Source organism: Pseudarthrobacter sp. efr-133-R2A-89, assembly GCF_030209315.1.
Lineage (GTDB): Bacteria > Actinomycetota > Actinomycetes > Actinomycetales > Micrococcaceae > Arthrobacter.
The window spans coordinates 371,731-388,709 of sequence record NZ_JARVSE010000002.1 but is presented as its reverse complement, the minus strand read 5'-3'; the positions used below and the strand labels follow the sequence as shown (position 1 = coordinate 388,709).

Here is a 16,979-nt window from a genome sequence, read left to right as displayed (position 1 = left end):
CTCTTCGTTCAGTGTCATGCCGCCCTGTCGGGGGCAGTTTTCAAACTGTTGCCGCTGAGCGGCGCGGGTCTGCTGTGCTTGTTTGCGCGAAAGCGCCGGCCGCACGAAACCGGCCGGGGCCAGCAGCGTATTCGGTGCCGTTGGGGAAGACGATGCGGGCGGTAGTGCCCGCGGGTATGTCGGCGTCGATACGTATTTCGTCACCGTCGAGCTGCCAGCCAACGCTGATGGTCCCGTTTGGCGTTTCGTGCGATCCGCGAGCCCACGTGAGGCTTGGACCAGGGGTTGGGGCGATGACGATGGACCGCCAGGCCACCGATCCGGAATCCTGCCGCAAGCCGAGCGTGTATTCGTGGAGGAATCGGAGAACGGTGCCCTTGCTGTAGTGGTTCAGGGAATCGTGGGCGTTACCCTCATGATCGATGCCTTCCCAGGATTCCCAGATGGTGGTGGCGCCCTTGTCCACCATGTACAGCCACGACGGCGCGCTGCTCTGCAGGAGCAGCTCGTACGCGACGTCTTCCCGGCCGGCGTCAACGAGCATCGGCAGGAGGTCCCCCGTGGAGAGGAAACCCGTTCCCAGATGCGTGTCCGCGGACCGGATCAGGTCGACGAGGCGGCTGGCGGCAGAGGCCCGGGCTTCGTAGGGCAGGAGGTCGAATGAGAGCGCCCGGACATAGCTGGCCTGGCTGTCCGCGGCAGTGGTGCCGTCCTCGCGAAGGTAGGCGGCCTGCCAGGCCTGCCGGACGGACTCCGCAACGGCCGCATACTTTGCCGCGTCGTCGATGCGTCCCAGGACCTGGGCAGCCCGGGAAAGTGTTGCCGCGGACCGGTAGAGGTACGCCGTGCCGACTTCGCCTTTGTCTTCCATGAACCAGGCCATCGGGTTGTCCTGGACGGGGTCGATCAGATTCCCGTCGGCGTCGCGCTTTTTCGGTTCGGTCCATTCGCCCCAGTGGAAGGTACCGTCCCAGAGGTACTCCTCGAAGGGTTCCGGTTCGCGTGCCGCCTGGGCCCGGGTGTGGTGGCGGCTGATGCGTGCCTTATCGAGGGCCCAATTGACCCAACGGGTCATGGCGTCCCAGTTCTCTGCGAGAACCGCCTCGTACCCATACTCCTTATATAGGGCCCACGGAACGGCGACGATCGCGTCCCCCCATCCGGCGGAACCGGTCATCATTGCAAACTGGTCATCGAGATTGTTCTTGATGCGGCGACCGTCGGGGGAAAAGTTGGTGATTCGTCCGTCCTCAAGCTGGTCGTCGCGCACGGACCTGAGCCATTTCCGGCTGAAGCCGAGCACGTCCCGCAATCTGGTGGCCGTGGAAATGAACACCTGGTAGTCCCCCGTCCAGGCCAACCGTTCCCGGGTGGGGCAGTCGGTCGGGACGTCGACGGCGTTCCCGAGGAAGCTCCATTCCCCGATGCTGTGCAGGCGGTTGAGGTCCTCGTTGCTGCACGAGAAGTCACCGGTAGGACGAAGGTCCGTATGCACAACCTGCATGCTCAGGGCTGACGGGTCCAAGGTGGCTCCGACACGGCTGATGCGTGCGTATTGGAAGCCGTGGATCGTGTGACGGGGTTCGAACACTACGGCGGAGGGTCCTGCTGTTACTTCGTCACGCTGCCGGAAAACTCGCGTCGGTTCTCCCGGCCGGTGGGAATCGAGGTGGGAAGTTGAGAGGTCCCCGTCCGGGCCGAGGTGTTCGCCGTACTCGATCACGGTGCGCGTGCCGTCTGGTCCGAGGTTCCCGAGGCGGATCCAGCCGGACGCGTTCTGGCCGAAGTCGGCCACCCATACACCCGGCCTGATCTCAGAAATGTGTTCCGGCGGGCGGGAGTCAATGACTCGGACCGGCGGTGCCGGTGACCAGTCGATGGGTGGTGTCTCTACCTGGCCGACGAGTACTTTTGACGTTGGTTGAGCAGGCTTGCGGAAGTCAACGCTTTGACCATCCATCAAGTCGGCGCGGGTCGTGGTCGAGGAGGCGCTCGTCCAGGTGCCGTCCGTGAGGATCACCCGGCGGGTTCCGTCGCTGAGTTCGATATGCAGTTCTGCGCGTGTCCCGAGGGTGGTGCCCCAGCCGGCGGGCAGCCGGAACGCGCCGACCTGGCCGCGGTACCAGCCATCGGACAGCTCAAAATCCACCTGGTTGTGCCCCGGCACCAGTGAGGACGCCACGTCGAAAGCCTGCGCGTAAAGTGTGCGGTCATACGACGTCGACCCAGGGGAAAGTTCCGCGGTACCTGCCCGCTCGCCGTTGACAAACGCCGTGTAGACGCCGAGGGCTGTGGCGTAAAGCCGGGCTGATTTCACCTCAACCGGCAAGTCGAAGTGGGTACGGAGGATGTATGCGGGCCGGTGGCCGTAGCCCGGGTCCACCGGCTCAGCCGGGGAGATCCAGGATGCGGTCCAGTCTGCGTCCAGCAGTCCGGCTTCGAAAGCGGACCAATCAGACCAGTCATCCGAGGCTGCTGCCCGAACCCGCCACTGGACCCGCTGTCCGCTGCGAAGAGGCCGCCAGGGCCAGAAGACGTACAGTCGCTGGTCCGTCGTCATGGTGGGCTGGGGTACGCCGTCGATGGTCGATTCGAGTTCGTACGGAGCGGTGGTAGCCGCCGGAATTTTCCATGACAGCCTGGGGGCAGGTCCCGTGACGGGGAACTGGTCTCCACCGCTGTCGACGGCAAGATCGTAGGGCACTGCGCCCATGGGTGGTCCTTCTTCCTTGGTGCAGCCGGTGCTACCGGACTGATTTGACCTTGAGTGCGATCACTGTGCCGCCCAGCAGGGCCAAGACGGCGCCGCTGAGGTAAAGGAGCGTGTAGTTCTTCTCCGCCCCGATGGCGCCGAACGTGATAACCACGGACGCGATGAGGGGTGCTACTGCGCTGGGGATCTTCTGTGCGAAGGCCACCACCGCCATGTAGCGGCCAGTTTCGGTGCGGTCGGGCAAGATGGCGAAAATAATGGCTTGGTCAACTGTTGCGAACACGGCGATCGAGGTCTGCATGAGCACCGCGCCGATGATCAGCTGGGGCAAGGACCATGCGGTTGCCTCCGCCAAGGCTCCCCCCACAAAGAGGACCGCGGAGATCACCACGAACAGGCGGCGGCGCCGCAGTTTGTCTGACAGGAAACCGCCCAGCAGAGCGCCCGCCGCGGCAGCGACCACGCCCAGCATCCCGATGGTGGCCACGACCCCGGCCACTTCCCGGACGGGGAGGTTGAGGCGCTGTGCGTAAAAGAAGGTGCCGAACGTGGTGTTGAAGTACAACCCCATGAAGAACACGAACCGGCCCAGCCAGTTCCAAGCAAAGTCGGGGTATTTGCGCACGTTGAAGCCGTAACTGGCCACCACCGACTTCGCAGTGACCTGCGAAGTTACGGCAAGGTCCTTCGAGCTGCCCTCGGGCTTGATGATCGGAAGCAGGGCCAGGAGCACCGCTCCAATCACGCCAGGGATAACGAAGACGAGGAGGGTGTTCGACGAAACGGCGTATGCGACCCCGATACCCAGGACGGGCGCGATCTGGGTCATGAGCCCCGTGAGTGCAGAGACCTTTCCACGCTGTTGCTCCGGCAGCTTGTCGGCCATCAGGTTCTGGATCGCTGCGCCGGAAATGGACCAGCCGGACATGCCCAAGACCCAGCCCGCTCCCACGATCAGCAGGTCCGGGGCAAGCCCCATCATCACCAGACCCGCCAGACCGATGCCCGTCCCCAGGAAGATGAACGGGGTACGGCGGCCGAAGCCGGAGCGCATGCGGTCGCTCCAAATTCCCACCATCGGGCTGATGACCAGATAAATCAGTTGGGCCGTGCCGGTGATGTAGCCCAGCACCTCTTCGTGGCCGGGAGCCAGCTCGCTGATCCGCACCGCGATGCCATACGAGAGGGGCACCATCATGGCAATGGATGCGCCGAAGCTGGCGAGCATCAGCCAGAGAATGTAGCTCCTGCTCACAGGTGACTGAGGTTCCTCGGGGAGGGCCTTAACACCGTCGGAGGCTTCGCCGGGGTTTTGGTTGCCGGGCACCGGCTGCGCGGCCGCAACCCCGCCAGCGAAACGAGAAGCCTCGTGTTCGTTCGTAGTCACCTATGACTCCTTAATCGAATGGCTTCCAGCCCTGCGACAACGCAAAATCCGGGCGACAACTGTGTCGAAAGCCAAGTAAATAGTAACCACTGTGGTTAGTCTTCGAGAAATAGTAGTCACGATGGTTACAATTGGCAATACCCTCACCAAGGAAAAGCGAGCATCAGAAATGAGACGATCTCCGTGACCACGACCGCAGAGCAAGAGAACGAGACGAAGGCAGCCCCACGACGGCGCGGCCCGTACTCGTCAACGCCCGCACGACGGACGGAAATCGTCAGGGCCGCTTCAGCAAGCTTCGCCGAACACGGCTACGAAAGGGCATCCCTGCGGGATATTGCTGCCCGGGCAAACCTGACCCACGCCGCATTGCTCCGCCACTTCGCCACGAAGGATGACCTTCTCTTGGCCGCCCTCGCCCAGCGCGACGCCGACGACGAGGAATTCGCCCGACGCATCCTCGAATCCAAGGTGCCCAAGGAAAAGGTCATGAGCAACATCCTTCAGGAGGAATTTGCCAGGCCTGAACAGCTGCGGAACTGGCTGGCCATCACCATCGCAGCAACAAACCCCAACCACCCCGCGCACGATTTCTTCATCGCCCGCCGAGAACGCATGCGCCAACACTTCACGAGCAAGAGACTCGCGACCACGCAGGACAGTAAGGAACTCAGCGCAGACGACAAAGTGACCATGGTGATGGCGATGGTCGACGGCCTCCGGATACAGTTCCTCCTCGACCCGCAACGGGCGACACTGCACCTCATGGACACCCTCATGCAGTTCATCGCCTCACCAGAGCAAACCCAAAGTCAGTCCGATTGATCCAAGGAATACCCGCTCGGGGAGCTGATTGATACCGACGGGAGAGTTCCGCGCACGGAGGGACTGTCTGAATAACGGTGTGTGGGGTCCGGCCTGATCCGAAAGGAGACGGCCGTGTCAGAGTCCACGACCGACATGACAGGGGTGATGATCGATCCTGTGACGGGAGAGATCATCGATCAGAAGGAGCTTGCGGAGCGGTTGCTCGCGCAGGCCAAGGAACAGGGCGTGAGCCTGGTGGGCCCGGGCGGGCTGCTGAACGAGCTCACGAGAAATGTGCTGGAGACCGCGCTGGAAGCGGAACTGACCGAGCACCTGGGCCACGAGCATGGCCAGACGCCGGTCGGCGCTAACATGCGGAACGGCACGAGGTCCAAGACCGTGCTGACCGAGATCGGCCCGGTCGAGATTGAGGTGCCCCGGGATCGGGACGGGTCGTTCGAGCCGGTGATCGTGCCCAAGCGGAAACGGCGTCTGGACGGGATCGACCAGATCGTCCTCTCGCTGTCCGCCCGGGGTCTGACCACCGGTGAGATCGCGGCGCACTTCGAGGAGGTCTATGGGGCAAAGGTCTCCAAAGACACCATCAGCCGCATCACGGAGAAGGTCGCCTCGGAGCTGGCCGAATGGTCGGCCCGGCCTTTGGATCCGATCTATCCGGTGCTCTTCGTCGACGCGGTCGTGGTCAAGGTCCGTGACGGGCAGGTGCGCAACACCCCGTTCTATGTCGTCATGGGTGTCACCACCAGCGGGGAGCGGGAGATTCTGGGCATCTGGGCCGGCGACGGTGGCGAGGGTGCCCGGTTCTGGCTGCAGGTCTTCTCCGAGCTGAAGAACCGGGGCGTGGAAGATGTGCTGATCGCCGTCTGCGACGGGCTCAAGGGCCTGCCGGAGGCGATCACCACCACTTGGGAGCGAACGGTCGTGCAGCAGTGCATCGTGCACCTGATCCGCAACAGCTTCCGCTATGCCGGACGCCAGCACCGCGACGGGATCGTCAAGGCCCTCAAGCCCGTCTACACGGCCCCGTCCCAGCAAGCGGCGAAGGACCGGTTCGCCGAGTTCACGGCGGAGTGGGGCCAACGGTATCCGGCAATCGTGCGGCTCTGGGAAGCCTCGTGGGCTGAGTTCGTGCCGTTCCTGGAGTACGACATGGAGATCCGGCGGGTCATCTGCACGACGAACGCGATCGAGTCGATCAACGCCCGCTACCGCAGGGCGGTGAGGGCCCGCGGGCACTTTCCGAACGAGGCCGCTGCGCTGAAATGCCTGTATCTGGTCACCAGGTCTCTTGATCCGACCGGCGGTGGCCGGGCACGCTGGGTGATGAGATGGAAGCCTGCTCTAAACGCGTTCGCGATTACCTTCGCGGGCCGGTTCGAAAGAACCACTCAATAATGAAACCGGCCGGACTCCACACACCGTTTATCGGACAGTCCCCGCACGGACGGCGAGCTAAAACCAAGGCTCTGTCGGGAGTCGGGAGTCGGATGACGCGGGACAAACCGTCTGCCGACGTCCGGCCAAAACCAAGGCACGGGACACGGGCACCGCCGAAGAATGTGTGAATGTTTCGTTCCGCACGGGGCGGCAAACTGCACTTCAACCGCCGCAGGTGCCGTAACGGGGGCTCCGACGCTAAGGTTCAGGCTGCTCTTCTGGCGGGGTCAGGGCGTGTGGGCCAAGAACCGTAGAGTTGCGTCCACCCGAATGTCGTCAGATGGGACTCAGAGCCACGCAGGTTGCAAGGGGCGGGAGGCTGTGCCAAGGGGATCACCTTTGAGCGCTTGCCCTGGGCGATTTCAGGGCTGGTACAGAAGCGACTCTCTTCTTTGGCCCGGTCGTCCGCGGATGGACCAAGTCTCAGTCGTCATTAGAACGGTCCTCATAAACGGTGTACCTGCAGGCAACATCCGCAGCGGTTTCGACAGTGTATTTTCCCGGTCCTCGTCGGGTACTCTGATGCCATGTTTCAGATCGAGGGCATCGGGGATGACTTTGCTGACAGCCGAGTTCAGAAGATCGTCAACTTGGGAGGCGTCCGTCGTCGTAACGCGGCAGATCGTGCCAAGGTTTTGAATCATTGCTCTTTCTTATCTTTTTCGCCAAAGCTTTTGTGCCTTCAGGCGGCACCCGGGTCTTTGCCGCGTCTTATCATCCAAAGGATGCTTCGGTCTGCTGCGGTCATGTTAACCGTGCCGGGGATGGTCGGGCGGTTAGGCGAAATCACCTGAATTGTGTCTTGGCGGCCAAGCGTCGACCAGTTGGGGGTGGGAGTGGTCATCTCTTTTTCGCGCTCCATACGCCTGGGTTAACCAGAGGGATGACTGTTTTACCACTTCCGACTCTGCAACCGGTTCTGTTGAAGCTTCGGCCCTTGAAATGCTTTTGCCCTACTCTTGACAGTGCTCCTTTGCTGCGCGAAGAAGATGATCGCCTATTCTGGTTAGTTCACTACGGAGTCTGATGATTTCTCTTGCATGGGCGGCCAGCCTCCGATCTTCCGCTGTTTGTTCGGGGATTGCCGTTGGAACAGTCTGGCGCTGGTCGACCGTAAAGATCATCATGCAACGTGTGGTCAGGGAGAGTTTGTCTGGACCCTGTTGAGGGGCTGACCTCACGAGGATGCTGATGTGGATGTCGCGGCCGTTGACCAGAATGGCACGGGCATCAACTTCGACGATGTCTCCGATGCGTATTGGGTGGTGGAAGTGGATGCCTCCCGAGTATGTGGCATGCACCCCTTCTGGGCTGCAGAGCACGGCACAGGTTGCAGCTGCCTCGTGGATCCACCGCATGACGGTCCCCCCGTGGGCGTTCCCTGCCCAGTTCGCGGTGTCAGACCCGGCAACGAACCTGAGGGTGCTTCTGGATGCGGTGCCTTCTTCGGAGTAGTGCTCGGCCAGCATTGCGTCTTTGATCCGGGTTCGCACCGGTATTCGTTCCAAGGCGAGTTTCTGCCGTGCGGAGTCTTCGAGGCTTTGAGGTTTCCAGGGCCTGACGCGGTGTGGTCTGCCCTGTTCGTTCACGGCGACGAGTACCAGGATGCAGTGCATGGCGCGGCTGAATTCTGACTCCTGGAGTCCCCGGGCGTGTACGGAAACCAAGACGTGGATGCTGGAGCTGCCGGTGTGGATGACTTTGGCGTCGACCTCGACCACATCGCCGGGGCCTATGTTCCCGTCGTAGTGGACGTTTCCGACATATGCGGTGACGCAATAGCTAGTACTCCAGGCAGCGGCGCAGGCGTAGCCGGCCCGGTCTATCCATTCAAGAACGCGGCCTGCCTGCACATGCATACCGGTGTGGTCCATGTCTTGGGGTGAGGTAAGGAAGCGCAGCGTCAGCTGGTCTTCTGCGGCCGGCCGGTCGGGGGTTGTTGTGCTGGCAGTGATGGTCTTGTCCGTTCTCGTGGCCGGTCAGCCAGAGCGGCTGAGATGGGCGCGGATGGCACGTGCTGGAGGTTATTGAAAGCGTTGGCCCATCATGGAGGTGGGCCAACGTTGATGGGCGGGATCCCCGGTTGGTTTAGTCTGTCTCGGGCGCCCGGCGGTAGTGGCAGTCAGGGTCGCATGCCTCGGCCGGCGCGCCTTGGGGCATAGTTCGGTTCCTTGCTGGTTGGGCGGGTGCTGTGCGTGGCAAGAGTCCTGGTCCTGGTCCTGGTTATGTTTTTGGTCTTATTGTGGTGGAGGCGGCCCGCTCAGCGTGTCGTAAAGGCTGCGGTGCGCAAGCTCCGCAGGGCACGCAGGACGATGGTGAGGATTTCAAAGTCCCTGTTCGTTGCTGTTTCGCTGGCGCTGAGTTCTGAGAGGGCGTCCGAGATCAGCCTGAGTCGGTTTTCAATGACCAGATGGGTCACCTGGGTCGAGCTGACCGCTTGGGGTAGGGCCAGCGCGACGGAGGCACTGGAAAGGACATCATAGAAATCCTCGCGCAGGGCAGCCCGTGCCATAGTTTCCCAAAGGTCGTTGCGAGGCAGCGAATCAATCCTGCTCAGCAGGCGGCTGCCTTCGATTTGCTCGAAGAGATCAAAGTACGTGGTGGCGAGCAGGGACGGAACAACACCTGTTGCCGCCGCTGCATCAGCTATGTCCAGCAATGGGTACTGGTAGAGCAGCGCTGCACTCTGCCGCGCAAAATCCTCTGGCACTCCCCTGGCCTTGAGTTCGGCGGCGCTTTCCTCGATCCCCTGAACCTGGCCAGGATGCAGAAGCGCCTCCAGCTGAGCCGACAGTTTTTCCACCGGACGACGGTATTTTTCGATCTCCGCCAGGACGTCGAGAGTTTCGGTCTGGTGTTTGAGGAACCACCTGCTTGATCGGTCGAGCAGGCGCCGCATCATGCGGTCCATCCGCTCCTGCACGATGGCCGGGACCTTGCCGTCCAGTCCTCGGATATAGCTGAAGAAGGCTGGCTGGTTCCAGATTCCGGCAGATATGAAATATGCCCTAACCGCGTCTGCTTCGCTGGCACCCGTTTCCTCGCACAGGCGGAACACGAATGTGATGCCTGAGTGGTTGAGGATCCTGTTTGCCAGGGAGGTCGCGATGATCTCCCTCTTCAGGGGATGGCCTTGGAGGTGCTTACGGCCTTTTTGCAGAAGCTGGTCAGGGAAGTACTCCTCAAGTTCCTGTTGGGCCCACGCTTCGTCGGGTATGGTGCTGGCGAGGATTTCCTGGCTCAATGACGATTTCATGTGGGCGAGGAGCAAGCAGACCTCAGGCCGGGTTAGGCTCTTTCCGCTGTCCAGCCGGCGAAGGACTTCCTCGTTGCTGGGCACGGTGTCCAACTCACGGTGAAGGCGGCCTTTGGCTTCCATGAAGTCTATTGCCCGCAGGTACACCTGTGTCATGGACTGGGTGTGGTCGACAGTCGTTCCGAGCGCGAAGTTTTGCTCGTAGTTGTTGGCAAGGACCGATTTCGCCACATCGTCGGTCATGGCGCGCAGGAGGCCTGCGCGTTCGGATACGGCGATGTCCCCTGCGGTTACGGCGGAGTCAAGCAGGATCTTGATGTTCACTTCATGATCAGAACAGTCCACGCCCGCCGAGTTGTCGACGGCGTCGGTATTGATCCGAACCCCGGCCAACGATGCCTCGATCCGACCCCGGGGAGTGACTCCTAGATTTCCGCCTTCACCGACGATGTCAACCCTGAGCTCGTTGGCGTCGATGCGCACGGAGTCATTGACCTTGTCCATCACGTCAACATGGGATTCGCGGCTGGCTTTGACGTAAGTTCCCACGCCCCCGTTGAACAGCAGGGTCGCCTGGGCTTTCAGAATCGCCTTGATGAGCTCCTCGGGTGTGAGGGTGACGGGTCCTTCATACCGCAGGGCGTGCGCCGCTTCGGGTGAGATGCGGATGAGTTTGGCCTGGCGGGAGAACACTCCCCCACCAGCGGAGAGTTTGGTGCGGTCATATTCGTCCCAGGATGAACGTTCGAGGTTGAAGAGACGTGAGCGTTCCTCATAGGACTGGGCCGGGTCAGGGGTTGGGTCGAGGAAGATGTTGCGGTGGTCGAAAGCAGCCTTCAGCGCGATTTTGTCGGTATAGAGCATGCCGTTGCCGAAAACGTCACCGCTCATGTCGCCGATGCCGATGGTGTCAATCGCGGCTGTATCCCATGGGAAGCCCGCTTCCATGAGGTGTCGTTTCACGGACTCCCACGCTCCTCTGGCGGTGATGCCCATGGCTTTGTGGTCGTAGCCGACCGTCCCCCCAGATGCGAAGGCGTCGTTGAGCCAGAATCCGCGTTCGGCGGCGACTGCGTTGGCCAGGTCCGAGAAGCGCGCGGTACCTTTATCTGCCGCGACCACGAGGTACGGGTCCTCTGCGTCATACCTGACGACGTCAACCGGGGGCTGGATCACCGTCGCGTCGCCTGTGGCCACCACATTGTCGGTGAGGTCCAGCAAACCATTGATCAAAGTTGTGTAGGCTTCCCGCCCGGCGTTCGCGGGGTCGGTTCCTGCTGAACCTTTGACGTAGAAGCAGCCCTTGGCCCCTGTGGGCACGATGACGGCGTTTTTGACGACCTGTGCTTTTACAAGATCGAGCGCCTCGGTGCGGAAATCCTCCCGCCGGTCACTCCAGCGAAGGCCACCCCGTGCGATGGATCCAAAACGCAGGTGGATGCCCTCGACTGTGGCGGCATACACCCAGATTTCGTGTTCCGGGCGGGGCTCGGGCAGCAATGGCAGATCGCCGGAGGCAAGTTTCAGTGCGATGTAGGCTTTGGGTTCGGCATTGAGGCCGCGCTGGTAGAAGTTGGTTCTGACGGTTGCCTTCATCGCTGCCAGGTAGGAGCGGATGATCTTGTCGTCGTCCCGGGCGGTGATGTCGTCAAGGGTTTCCAAGATGCCGGTCAGCCTCGCCTGGGCCACGCTGCTGTCAGGGGTTTTGCCCGGGTTGAAGCGGCTGTCAAAGTACGCGATCAAGCGCGCGGCGATGTTGCCGTGGCCTGCCAGCACGTGGGCGACGCGTTCCAATGAGAACCCGAGCCCGCTCTGCCGAAGGTAGCGGAAGTACGCGCGCAGCAGCAGAGCGTCGCGGTAAGAGAGACCGACCGCGGTGATGAGGCCGTGGAAGGCATCGGACTCGGTCTTTCCGGCCCAGACTGCCCGGATCGTTTGTTCGATCTGGGCGTGGTTTCCTTCGCCGGTGGTTTCACTGTCGGCGCTGTCAATGCCAAGGTCGTAGATCCAGGCCGGCCGCTCATCCTGCGTGACGACCCGATATGGCCTCTCATCCAGGATGGCGATGCCCAGATCGCGGAACGGCGGCACAAGGTCCTCCAGGGACAGTTCCACCGGACTGATGATTTTGAGCCGTTGACGGCCTTCGCCCGCTCCCGGGCGGTAGAACTTAAGAGTGTACTCCCCGGCCGCACCTGACCAGTCCTCAATGGCAAGGCAGTCCCGGACTGCTTCCGCGGCGCCGAACACTTCACGGTAGGACAGCGGGATCGCCCCGAGCCAGCGGCCAGTCAGAATATCTGCCTGGCCGGCTCCAAGGGCGCGGCGGGCCTCAGCCGTGAAGGAGGTATTCCATTCTGCGACCCAGTCGGCCAGGTTCGTCGAAATGCCGCCGGGAGCAGCGTTAGGTGGTGGTGTTTCTTCGCCTTCGCGGGGGCGGTTTCGGGCTTGGTCTTCGGTCAGGGGCGGCATGGGGAGCTTCTTTGATCCTTGCTTGGGGGCCTATGCGACGGACAGGCCCGGCCTGATGAGGGCGGAGAGGAGTTCCACTACGGCCAGGTGCGTGGTGACGTCGATGTTGTCGACCTTGGGGTCGACGATGCCAACGACGGAGTTGATGAGCCCGACGTCGACGCCCCTGCGCAGGAGTGCGGCTTCCAGATCGGGGGTGTGGAGGATTCTCGGGTTCCGCAGGCGCGCAGCCAAGGCTGCCGTGATCGCGTAGCAGCCCCAGTTGGAACATGCTGCCGTCACCAGCGCCTGGACCTGGGTTGTTGCCCCCAGGCCGCCGCCGCATGCCGTAGACCCGTCGGCGCCGTGTGGGATGTGGGCCGCGACGGCGTCGGCGACGTTGCCCATGCCGATTTCGTTGCCTCCGTCTCCGACGGCGACCGTGGGGATACCGCGTTCGAAGGCGAGGTCGAAGACGCGGTCTACGCGGGCGCGGTCCTGGCCGAAGTTGATCCCGCGCATGTTGTAGTAGAACCCGTTCTTGTTCCGGCCGACCCGTTCGGTGGAGAACAGCAGGGAGGGCTTGTACTCGTCGAGGACCTGCTGCGCGGCGGCGGGTGCTTCATCATCGCTGGTGGTGAAGGGAACGAGTGCCACGGCCAGCAGTGTTCCGCCGGTGTTCGCTTCGATGGCTTTTCCCGGGGGCAGGACGGTCAGTCCGGCTGTTTCGAAAATAGGGCCAAGGGCGGGGATGAGGGTCTCCTCGGCCAGGACGACGGGTGTGGCCCCCTTGCCGAGCGCCAGTGCACGTGCAATGACAGCCGCGCCGGCGGGGCCGTCGTTTTCGCCGATGGTCGGGGAGATCCAAGCGCGCGAGACTGAGCCGGTGGTCATCAGGACCGAGGATTTCTCCGGGACGGCTGCGAGAAGTTCCGCGGCGCGGCCCACGAGGGACCAGCCGTCCTGACGCTGCAGGGCTGCCTCGAAGAGGTGCTCGACGCCGCGGCCGCCGAAGTCGATGTTGACGATGCGGTCCAGCCGGTTATCCTGGGCGGCGAGTGTCCGGCTCAGGGCGCTGGGTTCGTAGGTGGTCAGTTCAGGCATGGGTGTCAGCTCCCGAGGATCAGGGTGGAAATAGCGTTGGTGTCGTGAAGTTGGGCGGCCAGGGCGTCCAGTGATTTGTCGACTGCGGCGGCGACTTTCAGTGGTCCGCCGGTCCGGCGAAGGGCGTCCAGGGTGGGTTTCAGACGAAGGGACACCCTTGCTCCCGGCTGTCCGTGGGTGTTGACGGTGAGGATGCCGTGGTCCCGGAGCAGGAGGGCGCCGAGCGCGGAGGCGGTCTCGGAGGGAACCAGGGTGCTTTCTTCCCGGCCGGACCGTTGCATGGCGATGGCGTGAATGTCGTCTTCGTGGACCATCGGGCCCAGGTCGCTGCGTTCCACGACGGCGCCAAGGAGTGCTTCGAGCGCGTCGGAGATCTGCTGCCCGGATATGGATTCGGTGCGCAGATCCTCCGGGTCGAAGCTTTGCAGGGACCGGAGGGCGCCGGCGGCAATCGGTGCGCGGGCTTCGGCGCCGACTTCCGAGGCCTGGGCTGAGGCAGCTGCGACCAGGGGCGGGCGGCCGACCAGAATCCCGGCGCGCGGTCCGGCGAGGCCGGCCTTGTCGCAGTTGGTGATGCTCAGGTCGGCGCCGAGTTGCAGCGAAGGCTTCCCTCCGTGCAGGACGGTGCGCAGGCGGGCACCATAGGCTTCATCGAGCAGGACCACAGCATTTTCGGCCTGGGCGAACTTGACCGCGGCGGCGGTACCTTCATCTTCCAGCCGTTCCAAGCTGGACGTGACGGTGGTGACGACAACCAGGGCAGGCTTGTGGGTTCGGATCAGATCCTGCCAGTCCCCGTCGATTCCGGATTCAAGGCAAGGGACGCCGGCGAGCCGGGAACCGCGCGGAAGTGAGGCGTGGGAGCGGGCGTTAACGGGAACGATCGAGATCACCGGTTTGCCGGCCGAGAGGGCGCAGATGACTGCGATGATGCCTGCTGTGGTGCGGTTGAACACCGCGGCCGCATCGTCTGGGCGACCGCCGAGGTGGCCGATGGCTGCCTTGCGCAGTTCTTCGGCGAACAGGCCGGGGCCCACCCATTCCTCGGCGTAGGTGGCAAGGTCTTCCACCCGGAGAGGAAGGTCCCGCTGGTTGCCTGTGTAAACGGCGACCGCGTCTGCACCCGCGGCCCGGACGCGTTCGGCGGCGACGGCCTGTCCATGGCGGAGGCGGCGGCCTTCGGCGATGCTGGAGTCGATGATGGCACCGCGGGCGTAGCCGACCATGGGGTCGATGGGGTTGCCGAACCGGTCGGTCCTGACCGATGGTGACGCGGACTGGCTAGCAGACAAGACGAGGGCCTTTCGTTGTGGCGGTGTTGAAGATGTGGATGGGTTGGGGCTCGACGGTCTGGGCGCGGGAGGCGGTGGTCGCCGCGACAGCCTCCATCAGTGCTATGACGTGCTGGTGGGTTGCCAACGGAATACCATCGGTCTGCAGTGCCGATGTGCCCGTTGCACCGTCCCGGGCGCCGGCCTCCAGGCAGGCTTTGAGGAGGATCTCTTCGGCGGCGCCTGTGTGGCAGGCCTCCGGCAACCGAAAGCTTGCCGCCAGTGCCGCGGCGAGGGCGTAGGCTCCCCAGTTGGAGACGGAGGCGCTGACGGTGACCTGGGTCTTGGTCACCGTGTAGATGCCTGAATCGCATCCTGCCCGGCAGATCCCGTCGCCAGGAAGGCGGCTGGCGATGCGGCGCCGGTGGGCGCCGAATCCGATCTCATTCCCGCCGTCGCCGATCCCGATGGTCAGGATTGAGGACCTTGCAGCGAGGTTGGCCAGGTGATGCAGCTGGGCGACATCGTCGGCGGACCGGCAGTCCCCCCGCACACCGTGGAAGCGGCCCCGTGATCCTGGACCGTCGCGTTCGACGAAGACCACCGCTGCGGGGTGATAAAGGGTGACCAAGCGTTGGGACGCCTGGCGTCCTTCGCGTTCCCCGGGTTCCACTAATTCGATTTCGGGTTTGAAGCCTGCCGGATAGGTCAGGGCATCCACTGCCGCCCTGACGGCGGGAGCGTGGCGGGCTTCGGTAACCATGACGACCTTGGCGCGGAGGGTCAGGGTGATTGCCCTGCCCAAGGCTGCTGCGCCCATGGGTCCGTCCGTCTCGCCCTGGGGCAGCCATGGGCCGATGCCTGCCCCAGTGGCGATCAGGACTGTTGAATTGTTTGCTACGGATTCCCGCAGGCGCCGCTCGGCGACACCTGTGAGGGGCTCCCCGAAATAGTCCCGGCAGGCACCGTAGAGTCCCGCGACGATTCCGGCAGGGAGTTTGCCGTCAGCGGGCCGGATCTCGATGCTCATGAGCCGGTCAAGGCTCTCCATGATTGCGGCGAGGTGCCGCTCGTCTGCCACGGGGGCGGCGGTTGGTGCTTCTGCGCTGTGGGTTTTCGGGGAGGTGTTCATGATCTAAACGTCAATCCGGCTCTTGTAGGTCTCTTTCAGCAGGAAGGTGCAGGTGACGCTGATGACTGCTGCGATGATCACGTACACAGCGACCAGCTTTGACTGGCCGGTGGTGCTGACCAGCCAGGCTGCCACGATCGGGGTCGGTGCGCTGGAGATGATGCCTGAGAGTTGGTAGGCCAGCGAGGACCCGGTGTAGCGGTACCGGGACGGGTACTGCTCGGCGTAGATCACTGCGTGGAGGGAGCCGGTTGAGGCGTGGCCGATGCCGAGGCCGAGGATCAGGGCCAGCCAGACCAGGGGCTCGGAGGCTGACTCCAGGAGCCAGAAGAAGGGGAAGGCGTAGAGGCCGAGGAACAACGAGCCTGCACCGTAGACCTTCTTGCGGCCAAAGCGGTCCGACAGCCAGCCGAAAACGGGCTGCAAGCAGAGGTCCACGGCTGCGGCGATCAACAGGCCGGTTACCGCCCAAGTCCTGGGCAGGTGCAGGTTTTCGGTGACGTAAACCAGGGAGTATACGGTGATGAGGAAGTAACCAACGTTGGCCGCGCTCTGCAGGAAAACAAGGTTCAGTGTGCGGCGCTTGTCGTTGGCAAAAACCTCGCGGATGGGAAGCTTGGCGATCTTGCCTTCCTCCTGGACCTTCTTGAATGCGTCAGATTCGGTCACGGCCAGACGGATGTACATACCGATAGCGAGCAGGAGGAAGCTTGCCAGGAACGGGATGCGCCAGCCCCAGCTGAAGAAGTCCTGGTCAGGCATGGACGAAACGGCTGCGAAAGCACCGGTGGAAAGTAGCAGACCAGCCGGAACACCCATCTGCATGGTAGCCCCGAACAGTCCGCGGCGGCCGGCGGGTGCGTGCTCGACCGACATCAGGGCTGCACCGCCCCATTCACCGCCGAGGGCGAAACCCTGGAAAACGCGCAGGATGATCAGCAGGATGGGGGCCCAGATCCCGATGGTCTGCTCCTCGGGAATAAATCCGATAAGCCCGGTGCAGAGTCCCATCACCGACAGCGTCAGGATCAGCATCTTTTTGCGGCCGAGCTTGTCGCCGAAGTGCCCGATGACGACGCCGCCGACCGGGCGCAGCAGGAAGGCCACGGCGAAGGTTGCCAGGGAACTGAGCGTGGCAACCGAGGGCTCCATGTTGGCGAAGAAGACCTTGGGGAAGATCAGTGACGCCGCGGTGCCGTAGAGAAAGTAGTCGTACCACTCGATGGTGGTTCCAATGAAGGAGCTGGCAGCTGCCTTGACGGAAACCCTGCCCTTGGTGTCGACCGGTACCGGTTCGATTACACCTTGACTGCTCATGATGGGTCCTTTCGGTTCCGGCGTCGTTGCCGGAACACCTGATGGAGGATCTGGGATGGCCAAGCACCTTTTGTGCATGGATC

At 63.0% G+C, this 16,979-nt stretch carries 11 protein-coding genes; 3 read left to right on the top strand and 8 right to left on the bottom strand.

Going from position 1 to position 16,979, the window contains the following annotated elements:
• Positions 1-40: 40 nt before the first annotated feature.
• Both QRM95_RS04520 and QRM95_RS04515 read right to left on the bottom strand, forming a co-directional pair.
• Positions 41-2,713: an alpha-L-rhamnosidase gene (locus QRM95_RS04520; protein WP_285246631.1), complete on the bottom strand. Its 2,673-nt coding sequence runs from the start codon at positions 2,711-2,713 to the stop codon at positions 41-43.
• Between the two features lie 31 nt (positions 2,714-2,744).
• Positions 2,745-4,100 (bottom strand): MFS transporter, encoded by a 1,356-nt coding sequence (locus QRM95_RS04515; protein ID WP_285246630.1) that lies wholly within the window; start codon positions 4,098-4,100, stop codon positions 2,745-2,747.
• A gap of 183 nt (positions 4,101-4,283) precedes the next feature.
• Between QRM95_RS04515 and QRM95_RS04510 the strand changes: the two genes are divergently transcribed.
• The 3 genes from QRM95_RS04510 (at position 4,284) to QRM95_RS04500 (ending at position 7,159) form a co-directional block, all read left to right on the top strand.
• A complete protein-coding gene (locus tag QRM95_RS04510) occupies positions 4,284-4,925 on the top strand; it encodes a TetR/AcrR family transcriptional regulator (protein WP_285246629.1) in 642 nt (213 codons plus the stop codon).
• A 147-nt stretch (positions 4,926-5,072) separates the two neighbouring features.
• Positions 5,073-6,323, top strand: a complete 1,251-nt coding sequence (locus QRM95_RS04505) for an IS256 family transposase (RefSeq protein ID WP_285246939.1) — start codon at positions 5,073-5,075, stop codon at positions 6,321-6,323.
• A gap of 569 nt (positions 6,324-6,892) precedes the next feature.
• Positions 6,893-7,159, top strand: a complete 267-nt coding sequence (locus tag QRM95_RS04500; RefSeq protein ID WP_285246628.1) for a hypothetical protein — start codon at positions 6,893-6,895, stop codon at positions 7,157-7,159.
• Between the two features lie 159 nt (positions 7,160-7,318).
• Here QRM95_RS04500 and QRM95_RS04495 read toward each other — a convergent pair whose 3' ends face one another.
• The 6 genes from QRM95_RS04495 to QRM95_RS04470 all read right to left on the bottom strand — a co-directional run bounded on the left by QRM95_RS04495 (position 7,319) and on the right by QRM95_RS04470 (position 16,896).
• Positions 7,319-8,224, bottom strand: coding sequence for an acyl-CoA thioesterase (locus tag QRM95_RS04495; RefSeq protein WP_285246627.1), 906 nt, complete (start codon positions 8,222-8,224; stop codon positions 7,319-7,321).
• A gap of 401 nt (positions 8,225-8,625) precedes the next feature.
• The gene (locus tag QRM95_RS04490; RefSeq protein WP_285246626.1) at positions 8,626-12,093 is read right to left on the bottom strand and encodes an NAD-glutamate dehydrogenase domain-containing protein; all 3,468 of its coding nucleotides are present in this window, start codon (positions 12,091-12,093) and stop codon (positions 8,626-8,628) included.
• A 30-nt stretch (positions 12,094-12,123) separates the two neighbouring features.
• A complete protein-coding gene (locus QRM95_RS04485; protein ID WP_285246625.1) occupies positions 12,124-13,176 on the bottom strand; it encodes a DUF4392 domain-containing protein in 1,053 nt (350 codons plus the stop codon).
• Between the two features lie 5 nt (positions 13,177-13,181).
• Complete coding sequence (locus QRM95_RS04480) at positions 13,182-14,468, bottom strand: aminotransferase class I/II-fold pyridoxal phosphate-dependent enzyme (protein ID WP_134164248.1); 1,287 nt, start codon at positions 14,466-14,468, stop codon at positions 13,182-13,184.
• Entirely contained in the window at positions 14,458-15,579 is a 1,122-nt protein-coding gene (locus tag QRM95_RS04475; protein ID WP_285246624.1) for a glutamate cyclase domain-containing protein, read from the bottom strand. The genes QRM95_RS04480 and QRM95_RS04475 overlap by 11 nt, the downstream gene beginning before the upstream one ends.
• Positions 15,580-15,582: 3 nt before the next feature.
• Positions 15,583-16,896, bottom strand: a complete 1,314-nt coding sequence (locus QRM95_RS04470; RefSeq protein WP_134164250.1) for an MFS transporter — start codon at positions 16,894-16,896, stop codon at positions 15,583-15,585.
• Between the last annotated feature and the right edge of the window lie 83 nt (positions 16,897-16,979).

What these genes read in the sequence shown, in the direction of transcription:
- QRM95_RS04520 (WP_285246631.1), bottom strand. Translation starts at nt 2,713, where the DNA reads ATGGGCGCAGTGCCCTACGATCTTGCCGTCGACAGCGGTGGAGACCAG.
- QRM95_RS04505 (WP_285246939.1), top strand. Translation starts at nt 5,073, where the DNA reads ATGATCGATCCTGTGACGGGAGAGATCATCGATCAGAAGGAGCTTGCG.
- QRM95_RS04500 (WP_285246628.1), top strand. Translation starts at nt 6,893, where the DNA reads ATGTTTCAGATCGAGGGCATCGGGGATGACTTTGCTGACAGCCGAGTT.
- QRM95_RS04495 (WP_285246627.1), bottom strand. Translation starts at nt 8,224, where the DNA reads ATGCATGTGCAGGCAGGCCGCGTTCTTGAATGGATAGACCGGGCCGGC.
- QRM95_RS04490 (WP_285246626.1), bottom strand. Translation starts at nt 12,093, where the DNA reads ATGCCGCCCCTGACCGAAGACCAAGCCCGAAACCGCCCCCGCGAAGGC.
- QRM95_RS04485 (WP_285246625.1), bottom strand. Translation starts at nt 13,176, where the DNA reads ATGCCTGAACTGACCACCTACGAACCCAGCGCCCTGAGCCGGACACTC.
- QRM95_RS04475 (WP_285246624.1), bottom strand. Translation starts at nt 15,579, where the DNA reads ATGAACACCTCCCCGAAAACCCACAGCGCAGAAGCACCAACCGCCGCC.
- QRM95_RS04470 (WP_134164250.1), bottom strand. Translation starts at nt 16,896, where the DNA reads ATGAGCAGTCAAGGTGTAATCGAACCGGTACCGGTCGACACCAAGGGC.